Source organism: Moorena sp. SIO1F2, from assembly GCF_010672755.1.
Taxonomy (GTDB): Bacteria; Cyanobacteriota; Cyanobacteriia; order Cyanobacteriales; family Coleofasciculaceae; genus Moorena.
The window spans coordinates 1-17,041 of the sequence record NZ_JAAHFV010000117.1 but is presented as its reverse complement, the minus strand read 5'-3'; the positions used below and the strand labels follow the sequence as shown (position 1 = coordinate 17,041).

Below are 17,041 nucleotides of genomic sequence, written 5' to 3'. Positions count from 1 at the left end.
AGGAAGTCCCGACCGGCTATTTGGTCTATACAGCTCGTTACTGTTAGTAATTAATCCAATTTAGCGTTATCTTGTACTCTCTGTAACAAACACAAGGGCAGGGATATAGCCTCGGTTGCACCAGGGGTAAATTGTCCCTGGTGCATCTCATATTTGTAAAAAATAAGGGGCGGGGGCGCGGGAAGTGTGGGAATTTTTGCCTAATTTCATCCATTGAGATGCACCCAATTGTCCCTGACACTGAAACGGCTACAAGTTAGATGGCAAGAGGGGTTTGAGAGGTCAAGTAGGTTTAATGGGGTGAGTCGATCGACAAAAATTGGTGCTAACTCGAAAAATTCCAAAATAGGGTTTTGATATCGTCTTAAAGGTGTAGAGACAAAAGACAGAAAATAAAAACTTTGTCCAATGTCGAAACCTGACAAGGTATTCCATCGTAAACGTCAAATCATCAAGGAAAAGAAATCAATCATGGGAACTAACACTATCAATTCTAACTCTGTACTAGCTAATGGTTCTGCACTAGCTAATGGTTTGGCACTAGCTAATGGTTCTGAAGTAACTAGTCAGGCTAACGCTGCTTACGTCACCCACCTACCAGTTTTGAAAAAGGGAAAAGCCGGTCAAGCTGTCCGCTTTCTCCAGCAGTTCTTAAATTGCTACATGGGCTATTATTTGGTTATTGACGGACAGTTTGGCTCCCAAACAGAACAGGTAGTAATGAAGTTCCAAAGCGACTACAACGAAACCCTCTACGAATCTGATCCTAACCACTTGATTGTTGATGGGATTGTCAGTAAAAAAACCTATCGTGCCATCGATGATATCTTGACTCTACGGTCATGCTAAATAAACACTTTGGCAAAGGGACTGAGGCCGTGGGCCACGCGGGGCGCGTTCGGAGCAGGGGAAAGAGGCCGTATTCAGAATATTTTGCTAGTTAAATAGCCTAAGAACCCTTGTACCGTAAGCTTTCTGAGTTTTTTAACTGTCGGTTTAGCATAAAAGGTACTGAAGAACCAATATCTTTTGCTAAAGATCCCGAATTAGTGCGTTCCCGTAGCGTGACCTACGGTCAATCGCGAAGCACTGCCCTTTGGGCTAATCCCTGATCTTGTCGGGTGCGTTAACCAAGTGTAACGCACCTCTTTAACTATCAGTAATACTTTCCCATAGCAGCTCTTTGCTGAGCATCGCTTATCCTAGGGTTAACACTCCCATGGGAAAATCCACAACTAAACGCTTTGTTCGTAACCACAAAACACCTAAAAGACTATTCACCAGTTGATCTCCTCCGGGTGCATCTCATTTTTGTTGTTTGACAAGGTGGTGCGTTACGGGGCGGGCTGTCTAAACCCTGGCGCTTGAGCGGAAAATGAGGCCCCCCTAACACACCCTACGCAACTTTTTTACAAATATGAGATGCACCCTCTCCTCCTAACACTTCAACCGTAAACTCCTCTTCCTCAATAACCACCTTTCCCTCATATAGCGTTTGTATTTGAGATGTGAACATAGGATTGATATCTCAAGGGAACAGGGAACAGGGAACAGGGAACAGTAGTCAAGATATCCGAGCAGTTTTTGGTATTATGATAAATCATCAGTAAACCCTGTATCTAACAGTGCCATTACGGCAAAAATCTCTCCATCATCAGACATCAAGCCAATTTCAAAAAACAACTCTCCTCGACTATTACGGCGGTTTGCATAACTATCAGGTACACAGGATTGTTTTCCTTCTTCCCTCTTCCCTCACTTCCCCTCCTGGGAGGGGTTAGGGGTGGGTTACTCTTCCCTGCTCCCTGCTCCCTGCTCCCTGCTCCCTGCTCCCTAAAAAACCAGAACTTTGTACCTAAATGAATTGCAAACCGCTTTAAATTCACCTTGGATCATATTATACCACAAGTTCCCGTTTCATTAATTCGCATAATAATACACTTTTTACCTGGATGTTGAGAACGGTATTTTGCCAGTGCTACCTTTTCATCTTCATCGATAAAATACTCCCCACTATCAGGTTCAATAATAATAAACCAATCATAATGCTCTTGAATCAATACGGTGCGTTACATTTCATGCTTCGCACCCTACAACTTACATAACGCTCCATAAACTAGCCAATTATTCGGGTATAGATGATCAGCTTTCTCAATAACTTCAACCGCCCTTTTATTTTCACCCCTATCAGACAAAAACCGGGAATAATAACACCAGCCATGAGGATTATTTGGGTACTCCTCAGTAAACTGCTTCAATATAGCCACGCTTTTTGCCGACTCTCCTCGCAACCGATAATAGTCAGCCTGCAACTTATGAGCATCAGCGGAGTGGGGAGCCAGTTTCAATACAGCATTAACTATCTTTTTAGTCTGCTTCCCTTCCTTACCCAATACTAATTTCATCCGGCAACGATAGGCCAAGCGTCGTTTTAAAACTGAGTAATCACCAGGGGCTAACTCTTCTGCTCTACTTAACCTCAACTCTGCTGACTGAAAATCACCCAGTATTAGGAGTGCATCATAACTGTGAATCATAGCAACAATATCATCTGGCTGAAGTAACAAGATTTGCTCAAAAGCTTTCAAAGCAGCGTGAGCATGATCCAGTTCCATCTCAACCCGCCCCAATGCCAGCCAGTGAGACGGATTTTCTGGCTCAGAAGATGCGGCTGTCTCAAAGGCTTTTACTGCTTTCTCTGGCTGACGGCGACAGACCTCTATCAAACCCCGGATATGATGCCCAGTAGCAACATTACTGGATAATGGCAAAGCACTCTCATAAACCTCAATTGCCTTAGCCACCTCTCCCATCAACTGTAAAAGTTTCCCCAGTTTCAACCTTACCTGAATTAATTGAGATTGCCGCTCAATAACTTGGTCATACTCCTTAACAGCCTGCTCCCAGTTTCCACTTTCATAGAGTAAATCAGCCAATTCCAACCGTTTTTTCCATCCAGAGGGATACTGCTGCACATAGTTAGTTAAGGTTTTCAACTTCTGCTGTTTTCGGGTGGTTTTTTTATCTAATAACAGTTGTACATTTAACTCGACCTTTGAAGACTGAGATAAGGTTACCAAACAGGGGTTAGTGTTTCTAGACATATCGCTGTTATCGCATAATTTATTTTATCATTAATTTGCTCAAAATGGCACTCTTTTGTCTTCGCATTTTGAGATGGAATCACGGATTGTTTAGTTTTAAATTCATCCCAAATCTCATCCTTGTCAATCTCTTTTAACAAGGGGGAAGAATCATCTATTCCTGATAGATACCGCTTCAACTGCTTTTCCATAATTGCTCGCCCCTTTTGAATGCGTTTGTAAACGTTATCCACCGAGAGAGCAAGTTTTTTGGCAATGTCTGGGTAGGGTATATCTTGGTAAAAATGCAGCACAAAAGGCTCTCGCAGTTGGGGAGACAGAGCCTCTATTTCACGGCGGATGTACATTCGTAACTCGCGACGGAGAATAGCTGACTCAGGAGAGTACTCACTAGAAGCTAATGTCTGGTGTTCTCCCACTGCCATTTCTTCAATGCTCTCCATACCGATTGCACCTCTCTGGCGTTTTCGATGCAGATCTACGCAGAGGTTATGAGTCATTCGAGTTAGCCATGCTTTGGGATTAGTAATTTTTTCGGCGTGGTGTGGTAGTTTCTCCCACGCCTTGATTCTGGCCAGACTTAATGCTTCTTCAGCATTGGTGCGATCGCCTCCCATCCAAGTTACGCACCGACCGTAAAGATAGTCTTGATTGACCAGCCATAACTGCCAAAAGGCAGTGCGATCGCCAAGAGATATACTTTTTAATAGATTAATCTCGTCTAATTTTGTTTCTGTTTTCATTTTTTTGAAGAAAATTGAGTGAACTCTAAGTAGTCGTACAAAATTAGGTTTAACTGTCGAGATAGGGAACAGGGAGCAGGGAGCAGGGAGCAGGGAGCAGGTAAGAGTAACCCACCCCTAACCCCTCCCAGGAGGGCAGGGCTGTTTCATTCTCGCAAAAAATAGATGGGGAGATGGGGAGATGGGGAGATGGGGAGAATTTTGGACTAATACTCGGGATTTTGGGCAAATTTATCGTTCCCTTACACCAAGGCCGTTAACAAATTGTTAGTGATTTGAGTTGATTGAAGGCGGTTAATTCGTAAGATTTTAATGACTAAATTTGGGCATTTTTCGGTAAATTTTAGTTTATTTCCCTATCCCCCTATCCCCCTATCCCCCTATCTCCAATAATCGTTAACTTACTAAAGTTTGAAACAGCCCTGCTCCCAGGAGGGGAAGTGAGGGAAGAGGTAAAAAATAATGTGTACCTCATAGCTATGAAAAACCCTGTATATATTAATTTTGATACTGCATCAGTTGTTTTTGTTTAGCGTAAATGCTTTTCAGGTGCTTCTTAACAGTATTGATGCTGATATATAGCTGCTGTGCAATTTCTTCGTAAGTTAAGTTGGCTTTTTTAAGTAACCATACTTCCTTCTCCCGGTGACTTAAGCCATATTTAATAGCATCAGTGATAGCGGAATTTTGGGTAGATTGATGTTTATCTTCTAGGGTGACTAACAGATAATGATTTCGGGATAACTCTAACGTTAACCATCTAACCCTAACCCGAAAGTTAACTGACTTATTCACTTGAATTTCAGCTTCGATAATTAGTTTGAGATCGCTAAACAACTCACGACTATCAATTAATGATTCGCAAACTCGCCAAATTGGCTGAGGGATAGAGTTTATCGGTGACTTACCTTGAGAGATTTGAGAGCACATTCGACGTCCACACTCATTGGCATGAAACAACTCTTGGTTAGTAGTTATAATCAGCACCCCATCAACAAAGCCTTCAATAATTGCTTTGAGCAGTAATGGCAAACCTTCTTCTGAATCTAACTCTGGCTTACTGCTTTCGGGTTTAGTCGCTTCTACTTTGATTGATTGTGGTAAACTACAATAGTGTTTAAAGTGTTTGACATAATCTAGTTTTTTATCCGGTTTATGAAGCTCATATGTGCTTGAACAAACTTGGCTTAACTCAATATTAATGGGTTTTGTAAAGAGTTTTTGATTAGTCATGGTGAACCTTGATTATGAGAAATTAATTGGGCTTATTCCAAATGCAATTGATCAACTAATTGGTTGTTTTACGTTTTCCATTTAGCGATCAAATTATTTCTATTTTTAGCACCCCACTGGCGCTGCTGAAATTATTTCCAAAGATAAATTCGCTGTAATCAGCTAGGTTATCTAGTCCAAGGAAGTTGAGCCAAATTTCTAACAATAGCCATAACGTTGTTCTTGCCAACAGTTTTTTAGAGAGCACATTCATGGTTTTATTTAGGATAAAATTCCTAGAATATATAGCAGTTTTGAATTGGGTGAGGTACTTTCCTCCTTTGGCCGACTCCATCGCTATTGCCTTTTGCCTTCCCCCCTTCCGGGCGGGGGGTTAGGGGGGATTCCTTTTGCCTTAAATTGCTATATATTCATCAAACCCCACTGCATACTGACTTACCGCCTGAGATGATCTGACTTGTGACTAAATTGTGAAGAATTTGTGACTGAATTTTCCTTTGTCAATGGTATAATCCCTACAGTCATGATCAAATGAGCCATGCCTAGGTCGCTCAAAGTCCGTCAGGAATGCATTGAAAAAGTTAAACTGGCAGTCAGGCGTAACGGTTTTCCGAGCCAGAGGGCTTTGGCGGAAGATGTCGGGTTTGCCTTAGCCACAGTCAGCAACTTCCTGACCGGTAAACCCGTTGACTATATTACTTTTGAAGAACTTTCTCAGAAATTGGCACTGGAATGGAGAGCCATTGCCAATTTGGATTTTGACCCGCCATCCCAGGCTGTAGATGATCTGTCATCCCAGACTGTAGATCAAAAGCCACAAATCAGAAGCTCTAGCAAACGCCAAGACTTGGGAGAAGCAATTGATGTTACCAATTTCTACGGGCGCAAGGAAGAATTAGCCACACTCAAACAATGGATTATTAATGACCATTGCCGACTGATTACCTTAATTGGCATGGGTGGAATTGGTAAAACAACTTTGTCTGTCAAGTTAGCCCAGGGTCTACAATCGGAATTTCAGTACCTGATTTGGCGAAGTTTGCGTAATGCGCCACCCATTCACGAGCTTTTGACGGACCTGATTGGGTTTTTGTCCGATCAGCAAGACACCACTTTACCAGAAAGCTTAGATGGTAAAATCTCCTGTTTAATCGAATATCTGCGGGCAGAGCGTTGTTTGTTCATCTTAGATAATGTAGAGTCAATTCTATCCCCTGACCAACGGGCAGGAGCCTATCGCCCAGGATATGAAGGCTATGGGCAACTCCTCAGAAGCTGGGGCGAGACTAACCATCAAAGTTGTCTGGTGTTGACCAGTCGGGAGAAACCCAGAGAAATTAGAAACAAAGAAGGTGTAAACGCTCCGATTCGTTCCCTGAGGTTACCTGGCTTAACCGAGGGAGAAGGGAAGAAAATTCTCGCGGAAAAAGGCTTTTCTGTCTCAAAAGACGAATGTCAAGCACTGGTAGAGTTTTATGCAGGCAATCCTTTAGCATTGAAGATTGTTGCCACGACAATTTATGAGTTGTTTGACGGCGATGTGGCTCAGTTTTTAGAAGAAGGCACTATTGTCTTTGGTGATATTTCCGATTTAATGGACCAGCAGTTTAATCGCTTGTCAACTTTAGAACAACAGGTGATGTACTGGCTGACCATTAATCGAGAATGGGTCTCATTTAAGGAGCTACAAAGGGACATTATTCCGGCTGTTTCATTCAAACATTTATTAGAAACCTTAGAATCTCTACAATTGCGCTCAATGATTGAGAAGACTTCGGGAAAATTTACTCAACAACCCGTGGTGATGGAGTATGTCAGCGATCGCTTAATTGAACAGATTTTCTGCGAAATTCAAACGGTAGAAATAGCACTATTGGAGCGCTGTGCCTTAATCAAAGCCCAAGCCAAAGATTATCTGAGAAATGCCCAAATTCAGCTGATTCTCAAACCGATTACCGAGCAACTACTCAACCTGCTTGGTCTCCCAGAAAATGTCCAAAACTATTTGAATCAAATTTTATCAAAACTGAAGTCTTTTCCCCCTCGAAAACCCGGATATGCCGGGGGCAATGTTCTCAATTTACTCTGGCAGCTTAATCTTGACCTGAGTGGCTATGATTTTTCTAACTTAACGGTTTGGCAAGCTTACCTACAGGGCATGAATTTGCATCGAGTCAACTTCGCCAATGCCGATTTAAGTAAGTCGGCTTTGACTCGCACCTTAGGGGGGGTTTTATCAGCGACCTTTAGCCCAGATGGGAAACTCCTGGCAACTAGTGTTGATAATGAGATTTGGTTGTGGGACGTTGCCAACATTAAACAAATTATTACCTGCAATGGTCACAAGGCTTGGGTGCAATCCCTGGCTGTTAGTCCAGAGGGAGAAATTTTAGCCAGTGGTAGTAACGACCAAACGATCAGGTTGTGGAATGTCCAGACCGGGCAATGTCTGAAAACATTGCGAGGTCATACCAGTTGGGTGCAATCCCTAGGGTTTAGTCCAGACGGGGAAATGTTAGCCAGTGGTAGCCATGACCAAACGGTAAAGCTGTGGAATGTTCACACTGGAAAATGTCTGCAAACCTTGTCAGGCCATAGCAATCCGGTATTTTTTACTACCTTCAGTCCCAATGGACAAAGGTTGGTCACTGGGGCTGAAGACCAAACTGTGAGAGTCTGGGATGTCAACACTGGTTCTTGCCTGCAAGTCCTAGAAATCCCGATCAATTGGGTATTATCGATTGCCCTTAGCCCAGATGGACAAACATTGGTAACTGGAAGTGATGGCACAACGGTAAAATTTTGGGATTTAGCCAGTGGTGAGTGTATCAAAACCTTACCAGACTACAACAGTTATGTGTGGTCAGTTGCTTTCAGCCCAGATGGTAAAACACTGGTGACCGGTAGTGAGGATACAACGGTTAAAATCTGGGAGGTGGAAACCGGGAAATGTCTCCAAACGTTGCACAAGTATAGCAATTCCCCTTTAGGTAATAGCTACGCTTCACGGATTTGGTTGGTTGCTGTTAATCCGGATGGTCAAACCTTGCTGAGTGTGAGTGAAAACCAAACCATGAAGTTATGGGATATCCACACCGGACAATGTTTAAGAACAGTGGAGGGGTATAGTAATTGGATCTTATCCGTTGCTTTTAGTCCAGATGGTCAAATGTTGGCCAGTAGTAGCGAAGACCAACGGGTAAGATTGTGGGATATTGATACGGGGCAATGTCTACAAACGTTGTCAGGACATACTAATCTAGTCTCATCAGTCACTTTTGCTCCCAAAGACCATCAGATTCTGGCCAGTAGCAGTGACGACACAACTATCAAACTTTGGGATGCAAATACAGGAGAGTGTTTGCAAACACTGTGGGGACACGATAGTTGGGTGCATTCGGTCAGCTTCAGTCCAGAGGGAGAAATTTTAGCCAGTGCCAGTCGTGACCAAACGGTAAAGCTTTGGGATTGGCATACAGGAGAATGTCTGCACACCTTAGAAGGGCATATTCAGCACGTCTTAACCATTAGTTTCAGTCCCTGCGGTAAAATCCTAGCCAGTGGTAGCCATGACAACACGATCAAACTTTGGGATGTCAGTACGGGAACCTGTCTACAAACATTGCCAGGTCACGAGGATTGGGTTTTATCGGTTGTGTTCAGTCCCAGTGCCAATCTGCTGGCCAGTGCCAGTGGAGACCAGACGATTAAACTGTGGGATGTTGAGACGGGGCAATGTCTACAAACCTTATCCGGTCACACATCTCGAGTCAGAACAATTGCCTTTAGTCCAGATGGCAAGAGTTTAGCCAGTGGCAGTGATGACCAGACTGTTCAACTGTGGGATATCAGTACAGGTACTGTTCTCAAACTATTTCAGGGACACCACAAAGCAGTCCGGTCAATTGCTTTTAGTCCTAATCGTCCTGTGTTAGTGAGTAGCAGCGAAGATGAAACCATTAAGCTTTGGAATCTTGACACCGGTGAATGTATAAAAACCCTGAGAATTGATCGACCCTATGAAGGGATGAATATTAAAAACGCCATTGGTTTAACCAAACCTCAGAAAAACACGTTAAAAGCTCTAGGTGCAGTAGATAAAGAGTGAAGCCTGGCACCGCAATGGTTCTAGCTCCCTTGACAAATAAGCTTATAATATGCTATTATAGAAGTATAATTTATGATCATAAAGCAAGCTAAGGGCAAGAAAAATTAAGCCAAAATGTGATATACCCAAATGTGATTTAGATCAAGGGTTATGACCATAGTAAGCCTTGATTATATGCACTATTGTGCTTATTTATCACTCTTTTGAAGAATAATTTATTGAGTCTTGTCCTTGCCCTGTATCATAACAATTGAGGTCCATAAAAGTGGCTATGGAAAATACAGAACCTAACCAAAATTATGAAGAGCAAGTAGTAGAAAATACATCTGGCGATACTAACCCCTTAGGGGACGCTCGCTCCGACTCTCAGGAAACAGTAACAACTCCTGAAGAAACTGAAGTAAAAGCTGGATCGAGTGATGAAAATGTCGAAACAGATAATAAAGACACTAAAGAAATTACTGCACCAGAATCTAATCCAACTACTAGTGAGCGTTCTCCAGGAAAAACCGATAGAGGTTTATAATCCAGGAGTTCTATTCTTGGGCGAGAATTGACCAACTCAGCGATCCCCCCTAACCCCCCTTAACTAAGGGGGGAATTAGATAAAAAAGTGCTCCTGATGAAGGTATAATTAGATAAAAAAGTGCTCCTGATGAAGGATAGAAGTAGATAAAAAAGTGCTCCTGATCAAGGATAGAATTAGATAAAAAAGTGCTCCTTAATAAGGGTAATTTAGGGGGTTATAAATCAGGAATTAACAAAACTGTAACTCCTTCAATAAGTATTAAGAGAATGGCATGACCAACAATATATATGCGCTGCTGGTAGCTATTGATGAATATCCCAGTCCTGTTCCTTCTTTGAATGGCTGTGTCAATGACATCCTAGAAATACAGGAATATTTGCAAGGGCGGGTCGCTGCAGATGGAGATAAACTTCACATCCGTACACTCTTGAATCAAGATGCTACCCGTCAGGCAGTTATTGATGGTTTTCGGGAGCATTTGTGTCAAGCTAGCAGTGAAGATGTTGCTTTCTTTTACTACGCGGGACATGGTTCTCAAGAGCAAGCCCCACAAGAGTTTTGGGCAATAGAGCCAGACAGATTAGATGAAACATTAGTCTGTTATGACAGTCGCACTGAAGGGGGTTGGGACTTGGCAGATAAGGAGTTAGCCAAGCTAATTTCTGAGGTAGACCAGAACAACCCCCACACTGTTATTATTTTAGACTGCTGTCACTCTGGTGCTGCAACCCGTGGCGAACTAGAAGCAGAAACAGCAATTCGTAAAACTTCCACCGACAAACGTCAGCGACCCTGGGATAGTTTTATTTTCTCCTTGAGTGAAACTGAAAAATTATCAGCTGCCCTCAGCCCGGAAAAAAATCCTAGTGGTTGGAGTTTCCCCACAGGAAAACATATCGTCCTAGCCGCTTGTCGAGATAGTGAGACGGCGAAAGAATACAACAGCAATGGGCAATCAAGAGGTGCGTTTTCTTACTTTTTGCTGGATACCTTGAAGAAAGCCAATGGCAGCCTGACTTATCGGGATTTATTCAAGCGTGCCAATGCCCTAGTCCGCAGTAAGATCAACGCCCAATCTCCCCAAATCGAAGCTACGGAGTTGAGTGATTTAGACCAACCTTTTCTCGGCGGTGCGATCGCTAACCATACACCCTACTTTACTGTCTGCTATGACAAAAACCAGGACTGGGTGATTGATGGTGGTGCGGTTCACGGCATTTCTCAACCTGTTGGGAATGACACCACAATACTGGCCTTGTTTCCCTTTGACACCCCCACAGAGGAACTTCGCCAACTCTCAACGGCAGTAGGTGAGGCAAAAATTGTAAAAGTAATGCCGCAGCTGAGTAACGTTCAAATTAGTGGTATTGGGGATTTAGATCCCGAAATGACCTGGAAAGCAGTAATCACTAGTCTGCCCTTGCCACCGAAAGGGGTTTTATTGTCAGGAGAACCAGCTGGTGTAGAATTAGCCCGTAGCACCCTGCTCAACACGGCTCACAATCAGCCTTCCCTGTATGTTCGGGAAGTGGCAACCCCTGAAGCTGCCGATTTTAAGTTACTGGCTCGTGACGGTAACTATTTAATTACACAACCAGCGGATGACCGTCCTCTAGTGGCTGCCATTTCAGGTTACACCGATGCCACTGCCTTGCAGGCGATTCAGCGATTAGAACATATCACCCGTTGGCTGAATATCACTGAACTGGCCAGCCCAGCCACCAGCCGCATTCGCCCCGATGCTGTGCAAATGTTGATTTACCAGCAGGATGGGTCACCTTTGCTAGATACTGACATTCGCCTGGAATATCGACAGGAAAATGGCAGGTGGCGATCGCCCACATTGAAAATTAAGCTGAAAAACACCAGTAATGAGCCGCTTTATTGCGCTCTGCTGGTTTTAACCGACTTTTACGCCGTCGGTGCTGGGTTGTTAGATGGCGGTGGGATTTGGCTGCAACCAAGGGGGCAAGAGGGAGATGAAGCCTGGGTTAATCGCGGAAATCCTATTTGTCCTACGGTTCCCAAACAACTATGGCAAAAAGCGGGGATTACGGAAGTTAAAGATATTCTCAAACTGATTGTCTGCTCGACGGAATTTGATGCCACTTTGCTCGAACAACCAAAACTGGACCTACCTCAACGTCCCGTGCCTACACCCCATAGCGGAAATGGTACCCTCAACCGCCTAATGCAAAGGATTCCAGCTCGTGACCTCCCCAACAGACCAAAAGACGATCAAATCTATGATGACTGGTTAACTAGCCAAATTAGCATTACTACCGTGCGTCCTCTACACACTACTCCAATTCCCACAGGGGACGAGTCTGTCTTTCTGGGAGTGGGTTCCGCCCTATACGCCCATTCCGAATTGAGAGCTAAGGCACGTCTAACCACTCTCACCCAATCAACTAGGGATTTAGGTAATCATATCTTACCACCGATACTGCGGGAAAACCATCCGGGAATTGAGTCCTTTGACTTTACTAGCAGTCGGGGAACTGATCCTGGTTTAAGCGCGCTGGAATTAACTGAGGTGGAAAATCCGTCAGCCGTTACACCCAAAAATCCCCTGAAACTTATTGTTGATCGACCCCTTGCTTGTGATGAACAACTGTTACCGATTAGCTACGATGGGGAGTTTTTCCTGCCTTTGGGACGGGCTCGGTCTACCCCGGAGGGCAAAACGGAAATTTTACTGGAACGGTTAACAGAACCAATTAGTGAAGGTAGCCGCAGCTTGGGGGGTTCGATCCGAATTTTCTTCCAAAAAGTAGTGTCTCAACAACTGGGGCTAGAGTTTAATTACCCAATTTTGGCAGCAGCGGATGTCACTGCCTCTGGAGTGGTCAACTATACAGTCAACTATACAACAGAGGTTGAACAAGTCAAGTCGCGGGTTGCCGAAGCCCAACGCATAGTCCTCTACATACACGGTATTCTTGGTGATACCGAGAGCTTGCTGCCCAGCCTTCGCTCCGCCCAGGTTGAGGTGGATGGAACACAAAAACCCCTGGCGGAATTGTATGACCTGGTACTCACCTATGATTATGAGAGTTTAAATACCTCAATTGTAGAGAATGCTAAATTGCTGAAGCAGAGACTACAAGCTGTAGGGTTAGGGGAGAACCACGGTAAAATTTTTCACATTGTCGCCCACTCCATGGGAGGGTTGGTTTCTCGTTGGTTTATTGAACGAGAAGGAGGTAATCAGGTAGTTGGGCATTTAATTATGCTAGGTACACCCAATGCTGGTTCCCCTTGGTCTACGGTTCAAGATTGGGCATTAGCTACCTTAAGTATCGGTTTAAATGGGCTGTCAAAATTTACTTGGCCAGTACCAGTGATGGGGATGTTGCTTAAGGCTATTAACCAGTTTGCTGATGAGATTGAAACTATTGATATTTCCCTAAACCAGATGCATCCCACTTCTGAGTTCTTGGAACAATTAGCAGCAAGTCCCGACCCCAAAGTACCTTACTCAATTATTGCTGGTAATACATCTATTATTCCTGCCGCCCTGACAGCAGAGGCCAATCAAACGTCTAGGGCGTGTTTTCAAAGTTTTCCGCAAGATTTAGATCCCCCCCAGCCCCCCTTTTTTAAGGGGGGCTGGGGGGGATCTCAGAGTTTGAAGACACGCCCTAGTCCCTTGCAACGACTAATGCAGAAGTTATTTGATAAAGCTGTAGCTCTGGCTTTCTTTGAGCAACCAAATGATATCGCTGTTACAGTACAAAGTATAAAAAGCTTAGGTTCAAACCGGACTCCACAACCGAAAATTCAGGAAATCGGCTGCGATCACCTGGTTTACTTTACTGAACCAGTGGGGTTAACTGCCCTCTCCAAGGCAGTGATTCAAGCCCTAGAAAACACAAAAGATATTACTAATAATTCTTCAGGGAACAAAGCACTGAAATGGTGGATTATTGGGGTTGTTGGGGTATTAGTAGCAGCTAGTATTGGTTGGTTGATAGTAAAGTCATCCAATAATAGCCAACGGAGCAATCAATCTCAACCCCGCGAGAATCTAGGTCAATGATGCGTAAGCGGTCAGCGGTCAGCGGTCAGCCGTGCGCGTAGCGCTTAAGCTGTTCCCGTAGCGCATAAGCTGATAGCTGATAGCTGATAGCTGATAACTGATAGCTGAATGCTTACAATGCTATATACGCCAATGACACTAGGGCTTGTCTGCTTTCGTCAATAGGTAAAGATTTATTACGAAAATACTAATTTCTGCGTAAAGTTAACAAATTATCTTGGGGAATAAATAGGGAGCATCCCAGATTTTACAAACTATACCCCAGCTGTGTGAGCGGGATTATACCGCCCACATAAAAAGATATATTTGCCAAAATGGGATGCTAGCAATCCCTAGTATTAAAGTTATCTTTATAAGTGCTTTTAGTATAACATGTTTTCTCGCAATCTCGCCTTGATCATCGGTATCAATAACTACACCAACGGCATTTCTCCCCTGAACACTGCCGTAAACGATGCCAAAAAACTAGTGGAAATTCTCCGCGAGAAGCATGATTACGAAGTCTGGGAATGCTTAGACGAAGTGGCAACTCTGTCTAACTTCCACAAATTTTTATTTCATACCTTACCAGAACTTGTTACTGAAAATGACCGCTTATTATTTGACTTTGCTGGTCATGGCGTCGCTCTCAATGGGGATGATGGCCCGGCTGGTTACTTAATTCCTCAAGATGCCAAACTCGGCAATACTAATAGTTATCTGCCCATGACCAAGTTACACGATGCTTTAAGTCAATTACCCTGTCGTCATTTCTTGGGTATCCTCGACTGCTGTTTTGCTGGTGCTTTCCGTTGGTCGAATACTAGGGATTTACTCACATCGCCAGAAGTAATTCACCAAGAACGATACGACCGTTTTATTACTGACCCAGCCTGGCAAATCATTACTTCTTCAGCTTCTGACCAAAAGGCTTTAGATAACTTCTATTTAGATAGCGTACGCGGTCAAGTCGGCAATCATTCCCCTTTTGCAGCGGCATTATTAGAAGCCCTCGAAGGTGGAGCAGATATCTATCCTCCTGCTACCAATGGTAAACCGCCTGGAGATGGGGTAATTACAGCCACCGAATTATATTTACATTTACGGGATCGAGTCGAAATACCCACAGAAAAATGCCGTCTGCGACAAACCCCTGGTATTTGGTGTTTAAATAAGCACGATAAGGGAGAATATATCTTTCTTTCTCCCGGACATGAACTTAATTTACCCCCCGCACCACCTTTGGATCAATCACAAAATCCCTATCGCGGTTTAAACTCCTTTGACGAGAAACACAGTTCACTGTTTTTCGGTAGAACATTACTAGTGGAAAAGTTACAGGATTTTGTCAAAGCTAATCCCCTGACAGTGGTGTTGGGTGCTTCCGGTTCGGGTAAGTCTAGCTTGGTCAAGGCAGGATTAATTCCCAAACTACGGCAAGATAATACCGAGAAATGGTGTATTTTGCCACCCATCCGTCCTGGTGAGACTCCCTTGGAACCATTAAATAATGTGCTGACTGAAGCTAAGTTACCCTTGGTTGAGCCACAAAACCCCCAGCATAACCTGGCAATGAGCATTGATGTTTGGGCAAAAAATAACCCAAACTCTAAGTTATTACTGTTTATTGACCAAAGCGAAGAAATTATTACACTCTGTCAAAACTATGATCAGCGTCAGGAGTTTTTCCAACAGATACTCACAGCCATAAATGCCCATGGGGATAAATTACGGGTAGTATTAACCCTACGTTCTGACTTTGAACCCCAAATCACAGATGTGGGCTTAAAGTTGGCACCGGAAGTACTAAATCAATTGGGAACTAAGGTACTGATAAATCTTTGGCAAAGTGGACGATTTATTGTACCGGCGATGACACGAGGGGAACTCAACGAAGCGATAGAAAAACCGGCTCAAGCACGGGTAATGTATTTTCAACCCCACGATTTAGTAGAAAAATTAATTGATGAAGTGGCGGATATGCCCGGAGGATTGCCCCTGCTGTCTTTTGCCTTGAGCGAACTTTATCTGAAATACTTAAGGCGACAAAGGCAGGCACAATATAGAGGAATCACCATTGACCGGGCGCTGACTCAAGAAGATTATCTTGAATTGGGGGGAGTAATGCGATCGCTAACTCAAAGGGCTGATCAGGAGTATCAGAAGCTAGTTCAAGAAAATCCCGCTTATGACCAAGTAATCCGTCATGTCATGCTGCGGATGGTGGCACTAGGTGGGGGTGAATTAGCCCGTAGGCGGGTACCTTTATCGGAATTGGAATATCCACCAGCGAAAAATGCTTTAGTGAAGGAAGTAATTCAGCGTTTTAGCACAGCACGGTTATTGGTTATTGGACAAGATGCTGAGGGGAATCCTAATGTCGAACCAGCCCATGATGCTTTAGTACGGGGATGGCAAAGATTGCTGGGATGGAAACAAAACGAGGAAGAAAGCTTACTTCTACAACGGCGGTTGACTCCCGCAGCCCAGGAGTGGAAAAGCCAACAAAAGGCAAAGTTTCTTTGGCATGCTAACCCTCGTCTTGATTTGTTGAAAAAGGTATCTTTATCCGATGATAACTGGCTTAACCAAGTAGAAGCTGAGTTTGTGCGGCGTACTCTGCAAAAAAGGCGAAATGATAGCCGTCGATTCATTAGCCTAACGGTCGTGATTCTCGCTCTGAGTGGATTGAGCATCTTTAGTTTTAATCAGTTGCAGCAACTCAACTCCGCATCTGAGCAATTCCAAAGCGACTCTATCAAAGTACTAGCGGAATTTTCCATCAATACTGTATTGAACATTAACCCCACTTCTGAAAACAATCCAGTTCGTGGAGAGGTAAAGGCACTCAATAAAGCCCCTTGGAGAACTCTGTTGAACGAAAAAAATCAGGTATTTGCCATGTCACGTAAGTATAATAAGGGGCAAGTATTCACGATTGCACATCATGGACTTTTATCAAATACAAATTATAGTACTTTTATGTTTTTAGTGCTTAATTATATCAATGGACTTAATGGCAATAAAAAAGTATTAATGTCAAGTGGTCATTGCGAACTTTTGACTTTAAATAATGATTTAAAAGGTTACAAAATAGCCGATATTATGGAAAAATTGGGGTATGAAACCAAGGAAATTTCCGCACCTATTAATAGCACAAAAATTCAAAATACAAACGCCAATATTATCATCATTGGAAATGCATGGGGCAATCTGGAAAATGATGAAATAAAGACAATTGAGCAGTTTGTATCGAACGGTGGGAAAGTCATTATTGTTGGATTAGGAGGGTATTGGAAAGAA

11 protein-coding genes are annotated in these 17,041 nt (G+C 43.5%); 5 read left to right on the top strand and 6 right to left on the bottom strand.

The features are described 5' to 3' along the window. Nucleotides 1-408 precede the first annotated feature (408 nt). Nucleotides 409-849 carry a peptidoglycan-binding domain-containing protein gene (locus F6J94_RS15630; protein WP_229415271.1) on the top strand — a complete coding sequence of 147 codons (441 nt, stop codon included), beginning with the start codon at nt 409-411 and terminating at the stop codon, nt 847-849. Nucleotides 850-1,892: 1,043 nt separating this feature from the next. Here F6J94_RS15630 and F6J94_RS15625 read toward each other — a convergent pair. From F6J94_RS15625 to F6J94_RS15600, 6 genes are all read right to left on the bottom strand, one after another. Beyond that, nucleotides 1,893-2,060: a hypothetical protein gene (locus F6J94_RS15625; protein ID WP_293041779.1), complete on the bottom strand. Its 168-nt coding sequence runs from the start codon at nt 2,058-2,060 to the stop codon at nt 1,893-1,895. Between the two features lie 30 nt (nt 2,061-2,090). Then, complete coding sequence (locus F6J94_RS15620; protein ID WP_293041776.1) at nt 2,091-3,104, bottom strand: tetratricopeptide repeat protein; 1,014 nt, start codon at nt 3,102-3,104, stop codon at nt 2,091-2,093. Next, complete coding sequence (locus F6J94_RS15615) at nt 3,074-3,847, bottom strand: RNA polymerase sigma factor (RefSeq protein ID WP_293025363.1); 774 nt, start codon at nt 3,845-3,847, stop codon at nt 3,074-3,076. Before F6J94_RS15615 ends, F6J94_RS15620 begins: the two co-directional genes overlap by 31 nt. A 49-nt stretch (nt 3,848-3,896) precedes the next feature. Continuing rightward, entirely contained in the window at nt 3,897-4,076 is a 180-nt protein-coding gene (locus tag F6J94_RS15610; protein ID WP_293041773.1) for a hypothetical protein, read from the bottom strand. 269 nt (nt 4,077-4,345) lie between these two features. Beyond that, nucleotides 4,346-5,080: a LuxR C-terminal-related transcriptional regulator gene (locus tag F6J94_RS15605; RefSeq protein WP_293041770.1), complete on the bottom strand. Its 735-nt coding sequence runs from the start codon at nt 5,078-5,080 to the stop codon at nt 4,346-4,348. A gap of 88 nt (nt 5,081-5,168) precedes the next feature. Then, nucleotides 5,169-5,414 (bottom strand): hypothetical protein, encoded by a 246-nt coding sequence (locus tag F6J94_RS15600; protein ID WP_293041767.1) that lies wholly within the window; start codon nt 5,412-5,414, stop codon nt 5,169-5,171. A 204-nt stretch (nt 5,415-5,618) separates the two neighbouring features. On the opposite strand from F6J94_RS15600, the gene F6J94_RS15595 reads away from it, so the two are divergent. From F6J94_RS15595 to F6J94_RS15580, 4 genes are all read left to right on the top strand, one after another. Further along, nucleotides 5,619-9,188, top strand: coding sequence for an NB-ARC domain-containing protein (locus tag F6J94_RS15595; RefSeq protein WP_293041764.1), 3,570 nt, complete (start codon nt 5,619-5,621; stop codon nt 9,186-9,188). Between the two features lie 271 nt (nt 9,189-9,459). After that, nucleotides 9,460-9,714 carry a hypothetical protein gene (locus F6J94_RS15590; protein ID WP_293041761.1) on the top strand — a complete coding sequence of 85 codons (255 nt, stop codon included), beginning with the start codon at nt 9,460-9,462 and terminating at the stop codon, nt 9,712-9,714. 274 nt (nt 9,715-9,988) lie between these two features. Beyond that, complete coding sequence (locus tag F6J94_RS15585; protein WP_293041758.1) at nt 9,989-13,759, top strand: caspase family protein; 3,771 nt, start codon at nt 9,989-9,991, stop codon at nt 13,757-13,759. A gap of 372 nt (nt 13,760-14,131) precedes the next feature. After that, on the top strand, nt 14,132-17,041 hold a 2,910-nt coding region (locus F6J94_RS15580), incomplete at its 3' end, for a caspase family protein (RefSeq protein WP_293041755.1).

Coding starts and splice junctions, on each gene's coding strand:
- F6J94_RS15630 (WP_229415271.1), top strand. CDS start 409: ATGTCGAAACCTGACAAGGTATTCCATCGTAAACGTCAAATCATCAAG.
- F6J94_RS15620 (WP_293041776.1), bottom strand. CDS start 3,104: ATGTCTAGAAACACTAACCCCTGTTTGGTAACCTTATCTCAGTCTTCA.
- F6J94_RS15615 (WP_293025363.1), bottom strand. CDS start 3,847: ATGAAAACAGAAACAAAATTAGACGAGATTAATCTATTAAAAAGTATA.
- F6J94_RS15605 (WP_293041770.1), bottom strand. CDS start 5,080: ATGACTAATCAAAAACTCTTTACAAAACCCATTAATATTGAGTTAAGC.
- F6J94_RS15600 (WP_293041767.1), bottom strand. CDS start 5,414: ATGGAGTCGGCCAAAGGAGGAAAGTACCTCACCCAATTCAAAACTGCT.
- F6J94_RS15595 (WP_293041764.1), top strand. CDS start 5,619: ATGCCTAGGTCGCTCAAAGTCCGTCAGGAATGCATTGAAAAAGTTAAA.
- F6J94_RS15590 (WP_293041761.1), top strand. CDS start 9,460: ATGGAAAATACAGAACCTAACCAAAATTATGAAGAGCAAGTAGTAGAA.
- F6J94_RS15585 (WP_293041758.1), top strand. CDS start 9,989: ATGACCAACAATATATATGCGCTGCTGGTAGCTATTGATGAATATCCC.